Source organism: Gallaecimonas xiamenensis 3-C-1 (genome assembly GCF_000299915.1).
Classification (GTDB): Bacteria; Pseudomonadota; Gammaproteobacteria; order Enterobacterales; family Gallaecimonadaceae; genus Gallaecimonas; species Gallaecimonas xiamenensis.
In genome coordinates, this window is the sequence record NZ_AMRI01000025.1 from 38,939 (window position 1) to 59,605 (window position 20,667).

The 20,667-nt window shown below is 61.7% G+C and carries 16 protein-coding genes; 7 read left to right on the forward strand and 9 right to left on the reverse strand.

What is annotated here, in order from left to right:
* Positions 1-141: 141 nt before the first annotated feature.
* The 6 genes from B3C1_RS15545 to B3C1_RS15570 are packed head-to-tail and all read right to left on the reverse strand — an operon-like array spanning position 142 to position 7,220.
* Positions 142-1,203, reverse strand: coding sequence for a DUF3541 domain-containing protein (locus B3C1_RS15545; protein ID WP_035482451.1), 1,062 nt, complete (start codon positions 1,201-1,203; stop codon positions 142-144).
* A gap of 2 nt (positions 1,204-1,205) precedes the next feature.
* Positions 1,206-2,300 carry a DUF3541 domain-containing protein gene (locus B3C1_RS15550; RefSeq protein WP_008485997.1) on the reverse strand — a complete coding sequence of 365 codons (1,095 nt, stop codon included), beginning with the start codon at positions 2,298-2,300 and terminating at the stop codon, positions 1,206-1,208.
* 10 nt (positions 2,301-2,310) lie between these two features.
* On the reverse strand, positions 2,311-4,020 hold the full coding sequence (locus B3C1_RS15555) for a M3 family metallopeptidase (RefSeq protein ID WP_156804586.1): 1,710 nt from the start codon (positions 4,018-4,020) through the stop codon (positions 2,311-2,313).
* A complete protein-coding gene (locus tag B3C1_RS15560; protein ID WP_008485999.1) occupies positions 3,959-4,939 on the reverse strand; it encodes an alpha-L-glutamate ligase-like protein in 981 nt (326 codons plus the stop codon). The genes B3C1_RS15555 and B3C1_RS15560 overlap by 62 nt, the downstream gene beginning before the upstream one ends.
* Complete coding sequence (locus B3C1_RS15565) at positions 4,936-6,447, reverse strand: UUP1 family membrane protein (protein WP_008486000.1); 1,512 nt, start codon at positions 6,445-6,447, stop codon at positions 4,936-4,938. The genes B3C1_RS15560 and B3C1_RS15565 overlap by 4 nt, the downstream gene beginning before the upstream one ends.
* Positions 6,447-7,220: an ATP-dependent zinc protease family protein gene (locus tag B3C1_RS15570; RefSeq protein ID WP_008486001.1), complete on the reverse strand. Its 774-nt coding sequence runs from the start codon at positions 7,218-7,220 to the stop codon at positions 6,447-6,449. Before B3C1_RS15570 ends, B3C1_RS15565 begins: the two co-directional genes overlap by 1 nt.
* Before the next feature lie 146 nt (positions 7,221-7,366).
* Between B3C1_RS15570 and glsB the strand changes: the two genes are divergently transcribed.
* Positions 7,367-8,281: a glutaminase B gene (gene glsB / locus B3C1_RS15575; protein WP_008486002.1), complete on the forward strand. Its 915-nt coding sequence runs from the start codon at positions 7,367-7,369 to the stop codon at positions 8,279-8,281.
* On the opposite strand, the gene cmoB is transcribed toward glsB, so the two are convergent.
* The 3 genes from cmoB to B3C1_RS15590 all read right to left on the reverse strand — a co-directional run bounded on the left by cmoB (position 8,278) and on the right by B3C1_RS15590 (position 10,875).
* Positions 8,278-9,258: a tRNA 5-methoxyuridine(34)/uridine 5-oxyacetic acid(34) synthase CmoB gene (cmoB, locus tag B3C1_RS15580; RefSeq protein WP_008486003.1), complete on the reverse strand. Its 981-nt coding sequence runs from the start codon at positions 9,256-9,258 to the stop codon at positions 8,278-8,280. The two genes, glsB and cmoB, sit on opposite strands and share 4 nt — an antisense overlap.
* An 11-nt stretch (positions 9,259-9,269) precedes the next feature.
* Complete coding sequence (cmoA, locus tag B3C1_RS15585) at positions 9,270-9,995, reverse strand: carboxy-S-adenosyl-L-methionine synthase CmoA (protein WP_008486004.1); 726 nt, start codon at positions 9,993-9,995, stop codon at positions 9,270-9,272.
* 64 nt (positions 9,996-10,059) lie between these two features.
* The gene (locus tag B3C1_RS15590) at positions 10,060-10,875 is read right to left on the reverse strand and encodes a DUF72 domain-containing protein (RefSeq protein WP_008486005.1); all 816 of its coding nucleotides are present in this window, start codon (positions 10,873-10,875) and stop codon (positions 10,060-10,062) included.
* Positions 10,876-11,003: 128 nt separating this feature from the next.
* On the opposite strand from B3C1_RS15590, the gene aspS reads away from it, so the two are divergent.
* From aspS to tamB, 6 genes are all read left to right on the forward strand, one after another.
* Positions 11,004-12,773, forward strand: coding sequence for an aspartate--tRNA ligase (aspS, locus tag B3C1_RS15595; RefSeq protein ID WP_008486006.1), 1,770 nt, complete (start codon positions 11,004-11,006; stop codon positions 12,771-12,773).
* Positions 12,774-12,852: 79 nt separating this feature from the next.
* The gene (ruvC, locus tag B3C1_RS15600) at positions 12,853-13,380 is read left to right on the forward strand and encodes a crossover junction endodeoxyribonuclease RuvC (RefSeq protein WP_008486007.1); all 528 of its coding nucleotides are present in this window, start codon (positions 12,853-12,855) and stop codon (positions 13,378-13,380) included.
* A 9-nt stretch (positions 13,381-13,389) separates the two neighbouring features.
* Positions 13,390-14,001, forward strand: a complete 612-nt coding sequence (gene ruvA, locus B3C1_RS15605; RefSeq protein WP_008486008.1) for a Holliday junction branch migration protein RuvA — start codon at positions 13,390-13,392, stop codon at positions 13,999-14,001.
* 8 nt (positions 14,002-14,009) lie between these two features.
* Complete coding sequence (gene ruvB / locus B3C1_RS15610; protein WP_008486009.1) at positions 14,010-15,014, forward strand: Holliday junction branch migration DNA helicase RuvB; 1,005 nt, start codon at positions 14,010-14,012, stop codon at positions 15,012-15,014.
* 23 nt (positions 15,015-15,037) lie between these two features.
* Positions 15,038-16,786 carry an autotransporter assembly complex protein TamA gene (gene tamA / locus B3C1_RS15615; protein ID WP_008486011.1) on the forward strand — a complete coding sequence of 583 codons (1,749 nt, stop codon included), beginning with the start codon at positions 15,038-15,040 and terminating at the stop codon, positions 16,784-16,786.
* Positions 16,786-20,466, forward strand: a complete 3,681-nt coding sequence (tamB, locus tag B3C1_RS15620; protein ID WP_008486012.1) for an autotransporter assembly complex protein TamB — start codon at positions 16,786-16,788, stop codon at positions 20,464-20,466. Before tamA ends, tamB begins: the two co-directional genes overlap by 1 nt.
* Positions 20,467-20,667 lie beyond the last annotated feature (201 nt).

Genomic DNA, 20,667 nt, shown 5'->3' on the forward strand with positions numbered 1-20,667 from the left:
GAAAACGTTTTCTTTTAAAAAAGGCTATGGCATAGTGCCTTCAGTGGCGAGCTAAGTGCCCGCCATTCCTCAAAAGCATGTTTGTTTATCAATCATCCTGTGAAGCCAAAACCCCGTAGGGATTTCCTACGGGGTCTTTTTTTATTTGGCGACGATGCCGAAGGGAAGTTTGGCCTGCTGGCCCAGGTTTGGCCCGGGATAGCGCTTGGCCGGCCAATCCAGAAGGGCGATGGCCAGGACATTGCGGTGTTCGCCGCTGGACAGCTCAATCTTGCCGGAAACCGAGGGGATCATGCCGGCTTTGGGGTCAATGGCCTGTTTCAGCTGATCTTTGATGGTTCTGACCAGGGGGTTGTCTCCTTGGCCAGTCAGTTCCAGGCACAGGGCCACTTCCGCTATCACGTCTTCGGAGGTGCGTTCGAGGATCTGCTGCTGGTGGGCCAGGAAATAATCGGTGATCCACTGGTACTTGGCCTTGTCCAGGTCCTGCTGGTAATAGCCGGAGGCGGCCAGCACCACGTGGGTCATACCGTACACCTTGTTCTTGAACTGCTTCTTGCTGAGCTTGGCGTCTTTGCTGTCCGGGTAGGTTTCTTTCAGGGCGGCGTCGAAGTCGTCACGGATATCCGCCACACCCAGTTGGTCCAGCCAATAGACGTAGTTGGCGGCCTGGGCGGCATAGGCGCGGATAAATTCGGGCTCCAGCATCACCTTTTTCAGGTCCGGATGGCCCTTGAGGTAGCTGAGCAGTTCGGCCTGGCGCTCATGCTTGAGGCCCAGATCGTCCAATTTAGCCAACAGATAGGTCAGGTACATGGCAAAGCGCAGATCCCCCGAGCCTTGCAATACCGCCTTGCGGCGCTGGCCACGGGGGCCGTCGGAGATGTTGCCAATAAGTCGGTCCGACTCGGCGTGCCTGGCGTCTTTGTCGTCCATCATCCGCACATAGTGGTTAAGGCGGCTGGCGGTCTCGTAGGCGTCGGCCACCACGTCGGTGAGGTAGGGCTTTTGGCCGGTCAGCCGGTAGAGGCGCAGGGAATAGTGCTGGCGAGCGCCGGAGCCCAACTTCAGGTAGTTGTTCTCAAAGGTGTGGCGCAAGGTGGCGGCAGCAGCCAGATCGGACGCCACAGGCGCCGCCGGGGTGGCGGCCCCGGCCGGTAAGGCCAAGGCCAGTAGCAAGGGCAGAGCAAGGTAGCGTTTCATGGTCATTTATCCTTCTTCTTCGGCAGGGCGACCACCGACAGCGGCAGGTCGTCCCTCAAGGCTTTGAAACGGCCCAGCAAAGGGCCCTTGTGCAGTTTGTCCGGCCAGTTAAGCAGCATCCAGGCCAGCACGTTGCGGTGTTCGCCAAGGGCCAGATCCGGGTTGCCCTGTTCGGACAAAACCACTTTATGCTCAGGATCGATGGCGGCCAGCACCGCCCCTTTGGCCTGGGCCAGGGTCGGGCTGTCCTTGAGTCCCAGCAGCTCAAAGACGATACCCACCTCGGCATAGACGTCGGGCTTGGTGCGTTCCAGGATTTCGTCCATATGGCGGGTCAGGTAATCGGTTATCCAGCGGTATTCTTTGGGATCCAGGTGGCGCTGGTAATACTCGGAATCGGCAAAGACGATATGGGTCATGCCGTAGACCTTGTTCTCGAACTGCTGGTCGCTCAGCTCGCCGTCCTTGTCGTTGGGGTAGGTGGCCTTGAAAGCCTTCACGAAGTCTTGGCGCAGGTCGACAATGCCCAGCTGGTGCAGCCACCAGACATGGTTGGCCAACTGGGCGGCCCAGGCTTTGATCATCACCGGATCGGTGACCGCCGGTTTGAAGTCATAGCTTTTCAGGATGTTGCGAAAGTAAGGGTCCGAGGGGTGGCGAAAACCCAGTTCGTCCAGGCGGCTCATATAGCGCAGCAGCTCATCGGCGTAGAACAGGTACTTCTCCCGGCCCTTGACCGACGCCTCACGGAGCCGGCCCCGTTCGGTATTGGGCTGGCCTTCCACCAGGCGGCGGCTGTAGTCGGCCACGAAGCCCGGTTGAGTCAGGCCCCGGGAAATGGCCTCCAGCCGGTCCGACACCACGTAGAGATCGTAAAGGGCGCTGTTGAGGTACTGCCTGTCACCGGTCAGGCGCCACAGGCGGATACCGTAGTGGCCCTGCACCCGGGGAGGCAACTGGTAGAGATGGTGTTCCAGTTGCTGCTGAATACCCAGGCTGGCCTCTTCGGCCGTGGGCACCTGGCTCTGAGGCGCGCCAAGGGCGGGCAGGGCCAGGGCCAGCAGCAGGGAACAGAGGGCAAAAGGCGGTTTTGTCATCTTGGGCTCCTTAATCTACAGCGGTGGCACAGGCCAACTGGTCGCGGGCCGGTATGCTGGCACCGGGTTCAAGCATGCAATGGGCAAACTGGCGCAGGCTCAGCTGGCCGGCCTTGATGGCATCGCTGATGTCGTTGGCCTTGGCGTCGGCATAAAGGTAGGTGAAGTAGGCCGGGCCATAGCTGGCCAGGTGGCGAAAAGCGTACTGGGGCGACAACCCTGGGATGTAGTCCCGGTGCAGGTACTTGCGATAGAGCTCGCCATTGATGGCTTCCATGTCCGGCTGGCCGGACTGGTGGTAGGCCAGGGCCATGGCCGATTTCAATATGCGCTCGTCAAGGGCAATGCCGCTTTGGCGATCATCAGGGGTCGGGCTGTGGGCTATGCCGGTCACGGCCTTGTGGACCTTGGGGTCCCAGGCCAGTTGCTCGAGGACCTTGGAGGGCACTTCCACCAGATCCGAGGGCAGCCTGATGCCGGAGAGGATCTCATAGGGCTGGCTGGCCAGCAGGTTGTTGAGGGCATGGCCGCTCTCGTGCATCAGGCTCTTGAGGTGCTTGTGGTGCCAGCTGTCCGTGGGCAGGTTCATCACCAGCACCGAGGCCGGCAGCTGCACCCCGTCTATGCCCCGGCGCAGTTCCCGGTGGCGGTTATGGCCGTATTTACCGTCGCGGCCGAATAAATCCAGGTACAGCTCACCAATGGCCTTGCCCTGGCGTTCCAGGCGGTAGGCGCTGATGCCGTCTGCCCAGTTGAGTTTCGGCTTGATGGGTTTGAACTGGATATCCAACTCCTGGCCCAGCCAGGCCAGGTAACCGGCCAATACCGCCTTGGGCTGGTAGCTGACCGGCTCTTCCTTTTTACCATCCTGGCCCAGTTGCCAAAGGGGTTTATCTCCTTGGGCTTTTCGCTCGGCCTCGGAAGCGGCCAGGTTACGCTTGGACAGCTTGTCCAGGTAGCGCCAGACAGCTTCGCCATTGCCCAGTTGGGTACGGGCCAGGCGGCGATCGGCGTAGTCTTTGAAACCGTCCAGCTTGGCCTGCTGCTGGCGTACGGCCAGCAGATCCTTGAGCACAGCGCCGTTGCTGGCCTTCAGGCGGCTTTCGTAAGCGACGAACATATCCTGCTGACATTGGGCCGGCACGTCTTTGAGGGCGGCCAGCACGGAGCCGCCGCGCAGGGGAATGGCCTCTTGCCAGCGCTTGGGCAGGTTGCCTTGACAACCCTTGGGCACCGGGTAGCTGCCATCGTACTTGTCGATATTGCCGCGAAACCGCTGACTGAGCTGGCGGGCCTTGTCGTTGACCGCCCTGTACTGGGCGCTTTTGAGGGCTTTGGAGGAGCCGGCCCAGGCTTTAAGGGCTTGGGCTTCGAGGCCACTGGCCTGGGGCAGCAGGGCGCGGGCCTGAAGGCGCAGGCTGTTGGTGTGTTTCTCAAAGGCCTGGGACAGGTTGTTGATGCACTGGCGAGCGGCCTTGCGGGTTTGGGGCGCGGTGGCGGCGTCGTTAAACACATAGGCGGCCAGCAGCTTGTTGCGGGCCGGCAGCCGCCATTGATCCACGGCCTGGAGCCAGGCTTGGGGTTCTTGGGGGAAAGCGGGCAGGGCGGTAAGCCCTGCCAGTTCAGATTGGCAATCGAAGGAAGGGGAGAGGGACGGCTCAGCTGCCTGTTTGGCCAACAGGGGGAAGCTCATCAGGGAGGCCAAAAGCATCCATCGCATACAGCACTCTTTCCTTAGCCGAACTGTGGCGGCGTTTGAGTTTCTCGATATGACGCAGGCGAGGCAGCAGGCCACAACCGTTGGCTACCTGGATAGACAGGCCGGGACGGGCGTTCAGTTCCAGGAGCAGCGGCCCCTTGTTCTTGTCCAGCACCAGATCGGTGCCGATATAGCCCAGGTCGGTCATGTCGTAGCAGGTAGCGGCCAGTTCCAGCATCTCGGTCCAGTAGGGGATCTTGATCTCGTTGAGCGCCCTGTTGGTGTCCGGATGATGGGAGACCACCTCGCCAAACTGTACGGCGTTGAGGCAGCGGCCGGTGGCGATGTCCAGGCCGACGCCGACGGCACCCTGGTGCAGGTTGGCCTTGCCGTCCGAAGCGCGGGTGGCGCAGCGCAGCATGGCCATCACAGGGTAGCCCTGGAAGATGATGATGCGGATATCCGGCACACCCTGGAAGGAGAAGCCGTCGAACCTGTCATCAAATTCGATCAACTCCTCAATGATGACCACGTCCGGCTTACCGCCCAATGAATAAAGGCCCGCCAAGATGTTGGTCATGTGGCGCTTGACGTCCTCCTGGGTGATAACACTGCCGGAGGCTTTGACGTAGTCGTCCCCCTGGCGGCCGGTGATCACCAAGATGCCTTTACCGCCGGAGCCCTTGGCGGGTTTGATGGCAAAGGAGGCGTAGTTGGTGACCAGTTCCGCCACGTGCTCTATTTCATGCTGCTGCACTACTGTGCCCAGCAGTCTGGGCACCGTGACCTGGTATTTCTCGGCCAGCAGTTTGGTCTTGAGCTTGTTATCCACCAGCGGGTAAAGGCTGCGCTTGTTGTACTGGCCTATGTAGGCCACGTTGCGCCGGTTCATGCCGAGGATGCCGGCCCTTTTCAGGGCAAAAGGACTGGCCCACTTCATGTCCGGTCCACCATGGCTTTAAAGCGCTTGAGCTCGGTGAGCTTGTAGCCCTTGTATTGACCCATCAGAAGGATCATCGCCAGCAGCACCAGGTGCAGCTCGGGGAAGTTGAAGGTCAGGTGGCTGACCAGCTTGGACTCCATGGCCAGGAAGGCGAGGATGGCCACCAGCAGCGAGCCGCCCCCTTGCTTGAGCACTTCCTTGGGACCGTCTTCCTCCCAGAGGATGGACATCCGCTCTATGGTCCAGGCCATGATGATCATCGGGAAGAAGGTGATGGTCATGCCGGTGTTAAAGCCCAGCTGATACCCGACGATGCTCATGATGGCGATGATAAAGACCACCAGGATCACCAGGGTGGCTATCCTGGCCACCAGCAACAGGTTAAGCCTGGACAGGTACCCCCGCAGCAGCAGGCCAAGGGCCACTACCGTCACGAAGCTGACGATGCCGGGCAGCAGGGAGGTCTGCAAGAAGGCCACGGCGATCAGCACCGGCATAAAGGTACCGCTGGTCTTGATGCCCACTATGATGCGCATCAACACCACCACCGCCGCTCCAAGGGGCAACAGCAGCAGCAACTTGAACATGGATTGTTCTTCGATGGGCAACTGGTAGATGGAGAACTGGCCGAAGCCGTGTTCCTCGGCCTGGGCCCGGGCCAGCTGCAGGGCCGGCACCGTCTGGCGGATAATGGAGAAGGACACGTTCGAGCCGCTGCCGCCGGTCACGTCCAGCAAAGACATACCCTGGCGGTGCCACATCAGCACGTTGTCCGGCAGGCCTTGTTCACCGGTTTTGGGGTCAAACACCAGCCAGCGCTCATCGGCGTAGATTTCCACAAAGGAACTCAGGCTCTGGCGACGGCGGGCGTCTTCCAGGTACAGGCCCTGGGATTCCCTGGCCGGCAGGCCGGCTTGGTTCAACAGTTTGACCAGCAGGTCCGCCTCGCTGTGGTTGGACAGCAGCAGAGCGGCGTTCTGGCCGGGTTCGGGCTGGTTCAGCAGCTTGATAAGCTCCCGGGTCAAGGACTCGGGGGTGGAAGAGCGCTGGGAAGCCTGGGCCAACAGTTGGGTGGCGGCGGTGGACTGGGGCTCGTCCCAATCTACCGGCTGGGCCAGCGGTGGTGTCTGCTCCGGCAGCTCTTCTATATCACCGGCCTGCAGGAATTGGGCCTTGTAATAGAGGGTCTGGGGGCCGACGGCGCGGCGGATGGACCATTCGCCACGGCGGTTGCCGTCATGGCGGATCACCGAAAAGCCGTAGCCGGGGCTGGCGGCCTGCTCGGTGAACAGACGAAAGCCCGGCGGACTGTCGGGCAGATCCATGCTGACCAGTACCGGCTCGTTCCTGGCGTTGAAATCGATACGGGCTTCCACCAGCCAGACCGGGCGCTCTTCGCCGGGCAGGAAGGGGATCTCCATCTGGATATGGCGGGATATGGCCAGGCCCAGGCCAGCCAGGATCAGCAACACCACTATGGTGTAGAAGGGCACCCTCGACATCATTACTTGGCGTCCTTGTCTTCAGCTTTCATGGGCGGCAGTTTCAGGCTGTATTCCTTGCCCACATCTACCACCATCACGTCTTTGAGGATGTTACGGCCAATGAGCACCGGGAATTCCAGGTGGGAGCGGTCGGACAGGTTGAATTCGGCACGCTGATTGATGGGGCCTATGTCGAACTTGAACTCCACCACAGGGCGGCGTTCCCCTTCTTCGGAGCTGGACTGGATGATGCGCACCCAGCGGATCACCTTGCGTTCTACTTCCATGTAGTCGCTGCCTTTGTCGTCGGTGGGCACCTTGAAGCGGACCCAGTCGGCGCCGTCGCGCTCAAAGGTCTGGATGTCGCGGGCATCCAGGGACGCCGAGGTGGCACCCGTGTCGATACGGGCGGTCAACACCACGTCAGAAGGATGCAGGCGCACTTTTTCTAGGGCGCCGACCACCAGTTTGTCGTCCTTCACCGGCATAGGTTTGGTCTCCGGGCATTGTTGTTGTGTTACTTGCGGGCAAATCACCGGTTGCTGATGTTCGTTGAGCTTGGCGGCGATGGCGGCCAGGGACGCCTGCTGGGCGGCCTGGGCGCTGAGGATTTGTTCCTGGCCCTGTTTCTGTTGGACCTGGAGGGCAGCCAACTGCTGCTGTTGGGAGGCGGTCAGGGACTCGAGGTGGCTTTCAATGCGGGTAACTTCGGGAGCGGGCTGCTGGAGGGCCGGGTTTTGTACACAGGCCTGCAGCAGCAGGGATCCACCGAGCAACAAGAGCGCTTTGCGCATGTCCTTACGTCCTTTCTTTGTCGGGGTCATGGATTTAACCATACGTTCTATCAACACATTCTGAATTAAATTCCGCCGGGGTTGCCGTTGCATTTGCAAGGTCCCTGGCGACAATAGGCCCATGTATTCTGCGTTACGGCTCGCTTGTGGACCTGCAACAGCTTCTTACCGACATTAATGCCGCCGCTCCTGACCACTTTGGCCAGGGCAAGGTGGCCGATTATATCCCGGCTTTGGCATCGGTGCCTGCCCGGCAATTCGGCATAGCCGTCTATACAGTGGATGGTGACCTGTATTTTAGCGGTATGGCGCAAAAAAGGTTTTCCATTCAAAGCATTTCAAAGGCGTTCTCCCTTGCCATGGCCATTAATCGCCACGGTGACGCCCTCTGGGAACGGGTGGGCAAGGAGCCCTCTGGTACTGCTTTCAACTCCCTGGTGCAGTTGGAGTTCGAGCACGGCATTCCCCGCAATCCCTTTATCAATGCCGGCGCCCTGGTGGTGGCCGACAGCCTCTGTTCGCGCCTGTCGGCGCCGGTGCACGCCATGCTGGAAATGGTCCGGCTGCGCGCAGGAGAGGCTTCTATCCTAATCGACCGCAAGGTGGCCGACTCGGAATACGAGCATCGCTATCGCAATGCCGCCATGGCCAACCTAATGAAAAGCTTTGGTAATTTCCACAACGATGTGGACAGGGTACTGCGCGCTTATTTCAGTTATTGCGCCCTGTCCATGAACTGTGTGGAACTGGCCAAGGCCTTTAGTTTCCTGGCCACAGGGGGTAAATGCCTGCAAAGCGGTGAGCAGTTTTTGAGCCGGCGCCAGGCCCAGCAGATGAATGCCCTGCTGTTTACCTCTGGCCTTTACGATGCGGCGGGGGACTTTGCCTACCGAGTCGGTATGCCTGGCAAGAGCGGGGTAGGGGGCGGCATAGTCGCGGTGCTGCCGGGGCGCTTTACCGCCTGTGTCTGGTCTCCGGAACTCAATGAGTACGGCAACTCTGTGGCGGGGATCTGGGCCCTGGAGGAGTTGTCCAAGGCCCTGGATTTAAGCCTCTTTTAACAGGCGGTGGCGATCAGCACCGCCCTTTTCGGAGCCGGGTAGCCTTCCACCGTCTTGCTGGGGTCGTTAGGGTCCAAGAAGTCCTTGAGGGACTCGTTGCGCATCCAGGCCGTGGCGCGCTGCTCATCGATGCTGGTGCTGTCGATGTCCACCACCTTGATGTCTTTAAAACCGCAGCGGCTGACCCACAGCTTTAACGCCTCGGCCGACGGCAGGAACCAGACGTTGCGCATCTGGGCGTAGCGGTCCTTGGGCACCAGCACGGCGGTGTCGTCGCCGTCGATGACCAGGGTTTCCAGCACCAGCTCGCCGCCGTCCTTCAGCTGGGCCCGAAGTTGCTCGATATGCTCGATGGGGCTCTTGCGGTGATAGAGCACCCCCATGGAAAAGACGGTGTCAAAGGCCCTTAGTTCCGGCAGCTGCTGGATACCAAGGGGCAACAGATCGATGGGCAGCTGTGGGCGGGCGGCCTTGGCAAAGTGTTTGATGGCCTGGAACTGGATAAGGAACAGATCGGAAGGGTCTATGCCCACCACCCGCCAGGCCCCTTCCCCCAGCATCCGCCACAGGTGGTAGCCGCTGCCGCAGCCCACATCCAGTACGAAGCGGTTTTTAAGGGGCGACAAGTGGGGCAGCACCCTGTCCCATTTCCAGTCCGAACGCCATTCGGTATCGATATGGACGCCGTGCACGTCGAAGGGGCCCTTGCGCCAGGGGTGGAATTTTTGCAACAAACCCTCGATGGCCTTCTGGGTGCCGCCGTCCAGGTCCCCCGGGGCGCCAATGGTGACTCCGTTTTTGATGTCCAGGTGCTGGGTGCCCACCTCCGGCAGTTGGCTCAAAATGCGCTGCCAGTGGCGAAATTCCCCGTGGCGGCTTTGCTCTTCCCATTCCCGGAGCTGCCTTGGCAGCACTTCCAGCCAGTGGCTCAGCTGGCCTTCGGCGATGTCGGCGTAGAAACGTTGGAACCAGTTCATCGAAGGCCTTCTTATTTAATGGCAACCAGGGACGCGAAGTTGTAGCACTGGTACCAGAGCTGGCTGTGGCTGAAACCTGCCTCCCCCAGGCGCTTAAGGTGGATTTGGGGGCTGTCGGGGCGCATCACGTTCTCGATAGCGGTGCGCTTTTGGGCGATCTCCAGCTCCGAATAGCCGTTGTCCCTTTTGAAATCCCAGTGCAGCTCACAAAGCAGGTCATTGATGGCGTTGTCTTCAAACACCAGCTTTTCCGACAGCAGCAGCAGGCCGCCGGGGCGAAGGCCGTTGTAAATTTTGCCGATAAGGGCGTCCCGGTCTTCCGGGGGCAGGAACTGCAGGGTGAAGTTGAGCACCACCAAGGAGGCGTTTTCGATGGCGATATCGCGGATATCGGCTTCCTTGAGGCTGACCGCCACCTTGCCCTTGTAGGCCCCCAACTGGCGCTCGGCGCGGCTGATCATGGCCGCCGAGCTGTCCACGCCAATCAGTTCCACCCCTTCGATGTCGACGCTGCGCTTGATGGCAAGGCTAGCGGCGCCCAGGGAGCAACCCAGGTCGTAGATGCGGGTGCCGGATTTGGCAAAGCGGGGCGCCAGTTTGCCCAGGGTGTGCAAAATGGTGGTGTAGCCCGGTACCGAGCGGTTGATCATGTCGTTAAAGACATCGGCCACTTGCTCGTCGAAGGCGAAATCCTTCACGGCGCCGTGGGGTTGGGCGTAGATGCGATCCTGGGACATGGGCCACCTCATCAGAAAAACGGGCGCTATTTTGCCTCAGTTTACCTGCATGGGCGAGGGCCGCTTAGAACAGCGGCGCCTGGGCAAAGGGGGGCAGGGCCGGCAGGGTGTGGCGCTTGGCCACCTCGTCATAGAACCAGCGAGCCAGCAGCGGCGCCTGGTCGTTGTCGGCGCTGTGCACAAAAAAGTGGGGGCTAAGGCCCTGGTCCAGCCACTGGGCCACCTTGCTGACCCAGGGGGCCAAAAAGCCGTGGTTAAGGGCCGGCTCGGGCAGGCCGACAAAGCGCACCACCGGGCGCTGGCCTGTGGCAATGGCGTGCACCGGCACCCTGGGCTTTTTTTGCTGGGCGTCCACCAGCGCCGGGTTGCTGGCGGGCATTGAGAACACCGGCCGGCTGTCCATGATGATGCGGTCTATGCCCTTGTCCATCAGGTAGCGGTTAAGGGCCCGCTCTGCCTCGCCCTTTTGGAAAAAGGCGCTGTGGCGTACCTCAAGGGCCAGGGGCAAGCCCGGCGGCAGCTGCTCCACAAAGGCGGCCAGGGCCCCCAGCTGCGCCGGCCCAAAGCTTGCTGGCAGCTGCAGCAGGTAATGGCTGATTTGGCTATGCAAGGGGGCCAGGCGAGTCAGAAACTGGTCCAGTTCCTGTTCTGTTGCCACCAGGGCCTTGTGGTGGCTGATGCTTTGGGGGAACTTAAAGGTAAAGCGAAAGCCGGCCGGCACCGCCTCTTGCCAGCGTTTGACGCTGTCTTCAGAGGGCAAGGCATAGAAGCTGGTATTGCCTTCTATGGCATTGAACACCTTGGCGTAATGGGCCAGGTGTTGGCTTTGGGGCGTGCCCGGCGGATACAGCAGGTGTTTCCAGGCCGGGTGTGACCACATGGGGCATCCGAGGTATAACATGGGCGGCATTATAGCCGCCGAATTGAATCCCCCAAGCCCTGCTCGCTATAATCGTCCGCCAATATGGCGTCATAGCCACACCAATTCGTCAAAGGACTCAAAGTTTCATGCGCAGCATCTATTGTGGACAGATCCGCGAAGCCCACGTCGGCCACAGTGTTCAACTGGTTGGCTGGGTCAACCGTCGCCGTGACCTGGGTGGCGTTATCTTCGTCCAGCTTCGTGACCGCGAAGGCCTGGTTCAGGTGGTTTTCGACCCGGATCTGCAAGAGGTTTTCGACAAGGCCAACAGCCTGCGCGCCGAATTCTGCGTCCAGATTGAAGGTGTGGTGCGTGCCCGCCCCGAGTCCCAGGTGAATGCCGATATGGCCACCGGTGCCGTGGAAGTGCTGGGCAAGCAGCTGACCATCATCAACAAGGCGCTGCCCCTGCCCATCGCCCTGGATGACCACCAGAAGAACAGCGAAGAGGCCCGCCTCAAGTACCGCTACCTGGACCTGCGCCGCCCGGAGATGACCGAGCGTCTGATCTTCCGTGCCAAGGTCACCGGTTTTGTGCGCCGCTACCTCGAAGCCCAGGGCTTTTTGGACATCGAAACGCCGATCCTCACCAAGGCCACCCCGGAAGGGGCCCGCGACTACCTGGTGCCCAGCCGCACCCACAAGGGCAAATTCTTCGCCCTGCCGCAGTCGCCGCAGCTGTTTAAACAGCTGCTGATGGTGGCCGGCATGGACCGCTACTACCAGATAGTCAAATGCTTCCGCGACGAAGACCTGCGTGCCGACCGCCAGCCGGAATTCACCCAGATCGATATCGAGACCTCCTTCCTGACCGCCCCCGAGGTGCGCGCCATCACCGAAGGCCTGGTCACCGAGCTGTTCGAGGAAATGCTGGGGGTCAAATTCGACGCCTTCCCCACCATGACCTACCTGGAAGCCATGACCCGTTTCGGCTCCGACAAGCCGGATCTGCGTAACCCCCTGGAAATTGTCGACGTGGCCGACCTGCTGGCCCACGTGGAATTCAAGGTGTTCAACGGCCCGGCCAACGACCCCAAGGGCCGGGTAGCCGTGATCAAGGTCCCCGGTGGCGCCAGCCTGTCCCGCAAGCAGCTGGACGACTACCAGGCCTTCGCCGGTGTCTACGGTGCCAAGGGCCTGCCCTGGCTCAAGGTCAACGACCTGAGCAAAGGCGTTGAAGGCCTGCAGTCTCCCATTTTGAAATTCCTGGACGACCAGGCCATCCAGGGCCTGCTGGCCCGCCTTGAGGTGGCCGATGGCGACCTGCTGCTGTTCGGCAGCGATTCCTACAAGGTCTGTACCGATGCCCTGGGCGCCCTGCGCCTGAAGCTGGGTGAGGATCTGGGCTTTACCCGCACCGAAGAGTGGGCACCGCTGTGGGTGGTGGACTTCCCCATGTTCGAAGAAGACGAAGGCCGCCTCTACGCCCTGCATCACCCCTTTACCGCGCCCCTGAACGCCAGCCCAGAGCAGCTGACGGCAGACCCCCTGTCCACCATCTCCAACGCCTACGACATGGTCTTGAACGGTGTGGAACTGGGCGGCGGTTCAGTGCGTATCCACGACAACGCCATGCAACAGGCGGTGTTCAAGCTGCTGGGCATCTCCAGCGAAGAAGCCGAAGAGAAATTTGGCTTCCTGCTCGAAGCCCTGCAATACGGCGCCCCTGTTCACGCCGGCCTGGCCTTCGGCCTGGACCGCCTGGTGATGCTGATGACCGGCGCCAGCTCCATCCGCGACGTGATGGCCTTCCCCAAGACCACCACCGCCGCCTGCCCCTTGACCGAAGCCCCCAGCTTCGCCAACCCCCAGGCCCTGGAAGAGCTGTCTTTGGCCGTCAAAAAGACCGACGCCTGAGCATGGCTAAACCGAGCCCTGTGATGACCCGGCCGCCCCTTTTTGGGCGGCCGGGCTTTTCTTGGGGGGAGCAAAACCCATGAGCCGAATCATCCTCGGTATCGACCCGGGCTCGCGGATCACCGGCTACGGCCTGGTGCGCCAGGTGGGGGTCAAGTTCGCCTACCTGGGCAGCGGCTGTATCCGGGTCAGCGGCGATGAGCTGCCCGGGCGCCTCAAGCAGGTGTTTGACGGCGTCTCGGAGATCATCCGCCAGTTCCAGCCCGACGAGCTGGCCATAGAACAGGTGTTTATGGCCCGCAACGCCGACTCGGCCCTCAAATTGGGCCAGGCCAGGGGCGTGGCCATTGTGGCCGGGGTTAACGCTGGCCTGCCCATCGCCGAATATTCGGCCCGCCAGGTCAAACAGGCGGTGGTGGGTACCGGCGCCGCCGACAAGGCCCAGGTGGCCCATATGGTCACCCATATGCTCAAGTTGCCCGGCACGCCCCAGGCCGATGCCGCCGACGCCCTGGCCGTTGCCCTGTGTCATGGACACACCAGTACCAGCCTGACTAAGATGGCCCTAGACAAGCACAAGCTGGTGCGTGGCCGCCTGCGAAAATAACGGAACCTTATGATTGGAAGATTGACCGGACAGGTGGCTGCCAAGCAGCCGCCGGAGATCCTGATTGATGTGGCCGGTGTCGGCTACGAAGTGCAATGCTCCTTGCAGTCCTGTTTTGCCCTGGGTGAGATAGGGGCCAAGGCCAGCCTGCACACCCACCTTATCGTCCGTGAAGACGCCCACCTGCTGTTCGGCTTTGTCACCAAGGAAGAGCGGGCCCTGTTTCGCCAGCTGATCAAAGCCAACGGTGTCGGCCCCAAGTTGGCCTTGGCCATTTTGTCGAACATGACAGTGGGGCAATTTGTGCAGGCCGTTCACCATAACGATATGTCTACCTTGGTGAAATTGCCCGGTGTCGGTAAGAAGACCGCCGAGCGGTTGTTGGTGGAGATGCGCGACAAGCTCAAGGATTTTGGCGCCGATCTGGCGGTGCCGGTGCTGGATATGGCACCTTTGACCGACTTCGAAGTGCCGGCCAGTTCCCCCAAGGACGACGCCCTGGCAGCCCTGTTGGCCCTTGGCTACAAGCCGGCCCAGGCCGAGTCGGTGATCAAGAAGGTGGCCAAGGAGGGTATGAACTCCGAGACCATCATCCGCGACGCCCTCAAGGCCATGCTCTGAGGTAAGCCATGATCGAAGCCGACCGCCTTATCAAACCCCAGGCCGACCGTGAAGACGATGTCATCGACCGCGCCATCCGCCCCAAGAGCCTGGCCGACTACCAGGGCCAGGACCATGTGCGGACCCAGATGGAGATCTTCATCCAGGCCGCCCGCGGCCGGGAAGAGGCGCTGGATCATCTGCTGATCTTCGGCCCCCCTGGCCTGGGTAAGACCACCCTGGCCAACATCGTCGCCAACGAGATGGGGGTGAACATCAAGACCACCTCAGGGCCGGTGCTGGAAAAGGCCGGGGACCTGGCGGCCATGCTCACCAACCTCGAGCCCCACGATGTGCTCTTTATCGATGAAATTCATCGTCTGAGCCCGGTGGTGGAGGAGATCCTCTACCCGGCCATGGAAGACTACCAACTGGACATCATGATCGGCGAAGGGCCGGCGGCCCGCTCCATCAAGCTGGACCTGCCGCCCTTTACCCTGATTGGCGCCACCACCCGCGCCGGTTCCCTGACTTCGCCCCTGCGTGACCGCTTCGGCATAGTGCAGCGCCTGGAGTTCTACAAGGTGGACGACCTGGCCACCATTGTCGCCCGCAGCGCCCAGTACCTGAACCTGGACCTGGACCAGAGCGGCGCCATGGAAGTGGCCAAGCGCAGCAGGGGCACCCCCCGTATCGCCAACAGGCTGCTGCGCCGGGTCAGGGACTTTGCCCAGGTCAAAGGTGACGGCACGGTTGACGCCGCCATGGCGGCAGCGGCCCTGGACATGCTGGATGTGGACAACGAAGGCTTCGACTATATGGACAAGAAGCTGTTGATGGCCATCATCGACAAGTTCCTGGGAGGCCCGGTAGGCCTGGACAACCTGGCGGCAGCCATAGGCGAAGAGAAAGACACCATTGAAGACGTGCTGGAGCCTTTCCTCATCCAGCAGGGCTTTTTGCAACGTACCCCTAGAGGGCGCATTGCCACCGATCGGGCTTATCGCCACTTCGGATTAAGCCGCAGCGAGTAAGGGCCAAAGCGCCAAGGAGTAAAGTGAGCCTGTTCAAGCCGTTACGGCGAAGGGGACGGGGTTTCTGGCTGGGCTGCCTGTTGCTGGCCCAAGCCATGCCCCTTTGGGCAGCGCCCGCCCTGAAATACGATCTCAAAGGCCTGGACGGCGCCTTGGAGGACAACGTCGAGATCTACCTGGCGCAGCTGCCTTCCGTGCCTCTGGACGGAGCAGGGCGCTACCAGGACGAGATTGAGACGGCGGTTCGCGAGGCACTGCAGGCCCTGGGATACTACCAGCCCGAGATCCGCCTTGGGCAGGTATCTGACGGCCAGCTTCCCATCACCATCGATGCCGGTGAGCCGGTTCGCTATCGCGATGTTTCCTATCAGATAGAAGGCGACGCAAAAGACGACGAACTGTTCCAGGCGTTGCTGGAAAACCTGCCGGTGAAAAAAGGCGAAGTACTGCGCCATGACCAGTACGAGTCCAGCAAGAGCCGGCTGCTGAGCCTGGCCCTGCAAAGGGGTTACTTTGACGCCCAGCTGACCCTGGCCCGGGTCGAGGTGCGCCCGGAGCAGCAGGCGGCCGATGTGATAGTGCACTTTGCCAGTGGCCCCCGCTACCGGTACGGCCCCTTGAGCATCGACAGCGACCGGGAGCTGGACGGCCTGCTCGATCCCTTGCTGACCCTGGAGGAAGGGGACTTCTACCAGGCTTCGGCCGTGTCTGAACTCAATCGCAGCCTTTCTTCCACCAAGTACTTCAGGACAGTGGAAGTGATACCCCTGGTGGATAAGGCCGACGATGAGCATCGTATTCCCCTGACCCTGCGCCTGCGGGCCAAGGCCGACAACCAGGTGGAACTGGGTATTGGGGCTTCGTCTGATGAGGGCCCTAGGGGATCGGTGTCCTGGACTAAGCCCTTTCTCAACAAGTACGGCCACAGCCTGACCACCGAGCTGAAAGTCTCGGCGCCACGCCAGGAGGCCACCTTCGAATACCGTATGCCCCGTGGCGACCCCATCAACGAGTTCTACAGCCTGCAAGGGGGTTACCAGTACCTCAACCAGGAAGACACCGAGAGCCAGCAGTTGACCTTTGCCCTGCACCGCTGGGACAAACGCACCAACGATTGGAGCCGGGATCTGTTTATCCGCACCCTCTACGAGTCCTACACCCAGGCCGACCAGGACGACGATGTCTTCCTGCTGATCCCCGGGGTGTCTTTTAACCGCACCCGGGTCAGGGGCGGCCTGGAAACCACCTGGGGCGACAGCCAGCAGATCACCTTGGAGTTGTCCGAGCCGGGCTGGGGCTCGGACAGCCGCTTTGTGCGGCTCTGGGGGCGCAGCAAGTGGCTGCGCAGCCTGGGTGAGAATGGCCGCATCATAGCCCGGGCCGAGCAGGGGGCCGTCTGGGTCAACAATGTGGACCAGTTGCCTCCTTCCCTGCGTTTTTTCACCGGTGGTGACCAGACGGTGCGCGGTTTTGCCTACCGCACCATAGCGCCCCGTAACGAGGACGGCGATCTGGTGGGGGGCAAGTACAGCACCGCCCTTAGCCTCGAGTACGATCACCGTGTCGCCGACAAATGGCGCCTGGCCGGCTTTGTGGACGGTGGTACCGCCACCAACAGCTACGCCAGTGGCTTGGCGGATTGGAAAGTCAGCACCGGCTTTGGGGTACGTTGGATGACCCCCATAGGTCCCATTCGCCTGGATCTGGCCTTTGGGGTCAGTGAAACCCACGTGCCTTGGCGGCTGCACTTCACCATGGGGCCTGAACTCTGATGCGTTGGTTGAAATGGGCCGCCTGGGCCTTCCTTATCCTGTTGGCGCTGCTGGTATTGCTGCCGGCTAGCATCTTGTTGACCGATACCGGCAACCGTTGGGTCTGGGCCCTGGCCAAAGATCAGGTGCCGGGGCTGGCTGGTGAGCTGGTGGACGGTAACCTCAGCCGGGGCTGGCATTTCAAGAATTTGGCCTTCCAAGGAGAGGGCCTGTCCTTGCGCCTGGATGAGATCAGCCTGGCCTGGGCCCCTTCGGCCTTGCTGGACGACAAGCTCCATATCCAGGCCATTGACGCCAAGGGCCTGGTGGTCGAGGTGGCGCCAAGCGAGGATGCCCCTTCAGAGGCGCCGGCAGCGGCCAGCAGCCAGCCGCTGGTTTTACCCTTGATGCTGGTATTGGACGAGTTGAGCCTGGACGGAGCCAAGGTGGCGCTGCCCGGCCTGGCCCTGGCCCTTGAGCGGTTGGGACTCTCGGCCCAGTGGGACGCCAATGGCCTGAGCCTCAATGGCCCGAACGTGAAGGGCCTGGCCCTGACCCTGCCCGCCGCAGCGGCCGAGCCCGCTGCGGCGCCCAGCCCGGCCCCGTCCCAACCCCTGGTGCTGCCCGATGTGGCCCTGCCCATGCCCATCAAGGTTAAAGGCATGGTGCTCACCGATAGCCGTTTTGAGCAAGGTGAACTGCAAGAGCTGCTGCCCTTGCTGAGCCTGAGCGCCGATGCCAGGGGCAGTCAGGTGGCCATTGCCCGGCTGGCCCTTCGCCACGGCTATGGGGAGCTTAGCCTCAGTGGCCAGGCACAGCTGAGTGGCGACTGGCCTCTTGGCCTGCGTTTGGATGCCAGCCTCGGCAGTGCCTTGCTCGATGGCCAGCTTGACGGCGAAACCCTGGGGTTAGACCTTGGCGGTTCCCTTAAGACCCTGAACCTGGTGCTTAACGCCAAAGGCCCCCTGGCCTTTGACCTTAAAGGCAGCCTCAAGCCCTTGGCTGAGGAGCTGCCCTTTAACCTGGCCCTTAACTGGCAAGACAGCGGCTGGCCCCTTGTTGAACCTCAATACCACCTCAAGGCCGGCAGCCTTAGCGCCGAGGGCAGCCTGCAAGACTACAGGTTGCAGTTGGACACCGCCGCCAGTGGCCCTTCACTGCCCCTGACCACCCTGGCCATGGCCGGGCAGGGGGATCTGAAAAGCCTGGAGCTGAAGACGCTGACCTTGAAGCCCCCTTCAGGTGAGCTGGCCGTCTCGGGGCGTCTTTCCTGGCAAGAGGGGGTGGACTGGCAGGGACAGTTGGCCCTCACCGACGTGGATCCCGGCCTTTGGGTCGATAGCCTGGCCGGCAATGTCAGTGGCACCTTGCAGAGCCGTTTTCACCTGCAAGGGCAGCAGTGGCAGCTGTGGGCCCAGCCAGCCTTGAGTGGCACCCTGGCCGGTTTTCCCCTGGCCCTGGCCGGCAAGGTGCAGCTGGACCAGGCCCTGGCCGGCCAGCTTGAACTGGTATTGGATAACGGCCCCAACCGTCTTGACGCCAAAGGCGCCCTTGGGGAGCAGCTGGCCCTGGCCGGTAAGGTGCAGGTGACCGACCTGGGGCTTTACCACAAGGCCCTCAGAGGGGGCCTTAACGGGGATTGGCAATTGGCCGGCCCCAAGGCGGCGCCCGAACTCAAGCTGTCTTTGGCCGCCCAGCAGCTTGGCTATGACGACCTGGACGCTAAAGACCTCAACCTCAAGGCCGAGGCCAAGTTGGGGCCAAAGCCCCAAGGGCAGTTGAACCTGGCCCTGGCCAGCCTGACCCAAGGTGCGGCCTTAGCCCTTAACGACATTCACCTGGATGCCGGCGGCAGCGAGGCCGACCACCAGCTCAAGCTGCGTTTTGCCGGTGAGCCGGTGGCCGGTGCCTTGACCCTCAAGGGACAATTGGCCGGCAGCGACTGGCAGGGGCAACTGGCCGACGCCGAGTTTGACACCCCACTCAACCAATGGCGCCTTGACCAACCCGTGGCCTTGGCCTGGCAGCAGGGCCAAGGGCGCCTCAGCGCCCATTGCTGGCGGTCTGGTGATGCAGCCCTGTGCCTGGATGCGGCCAAAGCTTCGGCCAAGGCCGGTCAGGGCGGGCTGCGTATCCAAGGCTTGGAGTTGGCGCGGCTGCAACCCTGGTTACCTGAGCAGTTCAAATGGGACGCCGCCCTGTCGGGCCAGGCGACATTCGCCTGGCAAGGCGGGCAACCCCACTTTAATGCCCATCTGGCCACCAGCCCAGGCACCCTCAGCGCCGGGCCCAACCAGGCCAGCTATCAATCCTTGAGCCTGGATGCGAACATGAAAGATGCCCTGCTGACCGCCCGCCTGGCTTTTGATTCCCAACAGTTGGGCCAACTGGCGCTGGACGCCAGGGTCGAAGACCCCCAACAGCAGCGCCGCCTGGCAGGGGACTTGCGTCTTAAGGGCCTCAAGCTCGACTGGTTGGCGCCGCTGCTGCCCGAGGTCCATAGCCTCAGTGGCGAGGTAAACGGGGAAGGCCAATTGGCAGGCTCCCTCAACCAGCCGCTCTTTTTCGGCCACCTGGCCTTGGCAGAGGGCGCAGTGCGCACCGAGTCCGATATGGTTACCGTGACCGAGCTCAGCACCCGCCTGGATGTGCAGGGGGCCAAGGCGGCCCTGTCTGGTAGTGCCAAGCTGGGGGCGGGGCAGTTGACCTTGTCTGGGAACATGGACTGGTCGGCCTTGCCGATCCGTGGCCAGGTACAAATCAAGGGCGACCAATTGGAAGCGGGCTACCCCGGCTATGGCAAGGTCAGGGTTAGCCCGGATCTGCACCTGGATCTGGGTGAAGCGACCCGCCTGGAAGGGGAGATCGCCATTCCCTGGGCCCGTATCGAAGTCAAGGAGCTGCCGGCCAGCGCCGTCAGCCTGTCCAAGGACGTGGTGGTGATCACCAAGGACCCTGAACTCGAAGAAGTGCCGGTCAGTGCGCCCTTTGCCATGAGGGTCAAGGTGAGCCTGGGTGACGATGTGCGCCTCAAGGCCCTGGGGCTCAAGACCAAGCTCAAGGGCGAGTTGAGGGTAACCCAGCAGCCCCAGCGTGCCCTGCGCGGCAACGGCGAGATCCGGCTGGTGGACGGCACCTACAAGGCCTACGGCCAGAACCTGGTGATCCGCACCGGCTCTATCCTGTTCAGTGGCGCCCTGGACAGCCCCAACCTCAATGTTGAAGCGGTGCGCAACAGTGCCAGCATGAGTGACAGCAGTATCGTCGTTGGTGTCAGGGTCACTGGAGAGGCGGCGGCGCCCAAGCTGGAGGTGTTCTCGGAACCGGACATGCCCCAGAGCGAGCAATTGTCCTACCTGCTTAGGGGCAAAGGCCTGGACAGCGACAGCGGCCAGGACGGCAACCTGGCTCAAAGCATGCTGCTGTCGGCCGGGGTCAGCCAGGTCGGCGGTGTGGTGACGGGGGTTGCCGAGAGCATCGGCTTTTCCGATGTGGCCATCGACACCTCCGGCAGCGGCGACGGCACCCAGGTCAATATTTCCGGCTACCTGCTGCCGGGGCTGCAATTGGAATACGGGGTAGGGGTGTTCAATTCCGTCGGGGAAGTGCGGCTGCGCTACGAGTTGCTGCCGCGCCTTTACCTGCAGGCGGTCAACGGCCTGAACCAGGCCCTGGATATCTTCTACAAGTTCGAGTTCTAAGGGGAAAAACAGCCAAAAAAAAGCCCGAGACAAAGGTCTCGGGCGAAACAACCACATTGAAGGAAGGAATTGTCCAGGGAAGAACAAATGTCGACATTGCCTGTGGGGCAATAGCCTACCAATCACACTACCAAAACAAGTGTCGGACAGCCTGTGGCGCCTGATGTCCATGGCACCGCCATCCGACGCTGCGCATTATGG

Coding starts and splice junctions, on each gene's coding strand:
- B3C1_RS15545 (WP_035482451.1), bottom strand. CDS start 1,203: ATGAAACGCTACCTTGCTCTGCCCTTGCTACTGGCCTTGGCCTTACCG.
- B3C1_RS15550 (WP_008485997.1), bottom strand. CDS start 2,300: ATGACAAAACCGCCTTTTGCCCTCTGTTCCCTGCTGCTGGCCCTGGCC.
- B3C1_RS15555 (WP_156804586.1), bottom strand. CDS start 4,020: ATGCGATGGATGCTTTTGGCCTCCCTGATGAGCTTCCCCCTGTTGGCC.
- B3C1_RS15560 (WP_008485999.1), bottom strand. CDS start 4,939: ATGAAGTGGGCCAGTCCTTTTGCCCTGAAAAGGGCCGGCATCCTCGGC.
- B3C1_RS15565 (WP_008486000.1), bottom strand. CDS start 6,447: ATGATGTCGAGGGTGCCCTTCTACACCATAGTGGTGTTGCTGATCCTG.
- B3C1_RS15570 (WP_008486001.1), bottom strand. CDS start 7,220: ATGCGCAAAGCGCTCTTGTTGCTCGGTGGATCCCTGCTGCTGCAGGCC.
- cmoB (WP_008486003.1), bottom strand. CDS start 9,258: ATGAACTGGTTCCAACGTTTCTACGCCGACATCGCCGAAGGCCAGCTG.
- cmoA (WP_008486004.1), bottom strand. CDS start 9,995: ATGTCCCAGGATCGCATCTACGCCCAACCCCACGGCGCCGTGAAGGAT.
- B3C1_RS15590 (WP_008486005.1), bottom strand. CDS start 10,875: ATGTGGTCACACCCGGCCTGGAAACACCTGCTGTATCCGCCGGGCACG.
- aspS (WP_008486006.1), top strand. CDS start 11,004: ATGCGCAGCATCTATTGTGGACAGATCCGCGAAGCCCACGTCGGCCAC.
- ruvC (WP_008486007.1), top strand. CDS start 12,853: ATGAGCCGAATCATCCTCGGTATCGACCCGGGCTCGCGGATCACCGGC.
- ruvA (WP_008486008.1), top strand. CDS start 13,390: ATGATTGGAAGATTGACCGGACAGGTGGCTGCCAAGCAGCCGCCGGAG.
- ruvB (WP_008486009.1), top strand. CDS start 14,010: ATGATCGAAGCCGACCGCCTTATCAAACCCCAGGCCGACCGTGAAGAC.
- tamB (WP_008486012.1), top strand. CDS start 16,786: ATGCGTTGGTTGAAATGGGCCGCCTGGGCCTTCCTTATCCTGTTGGCG.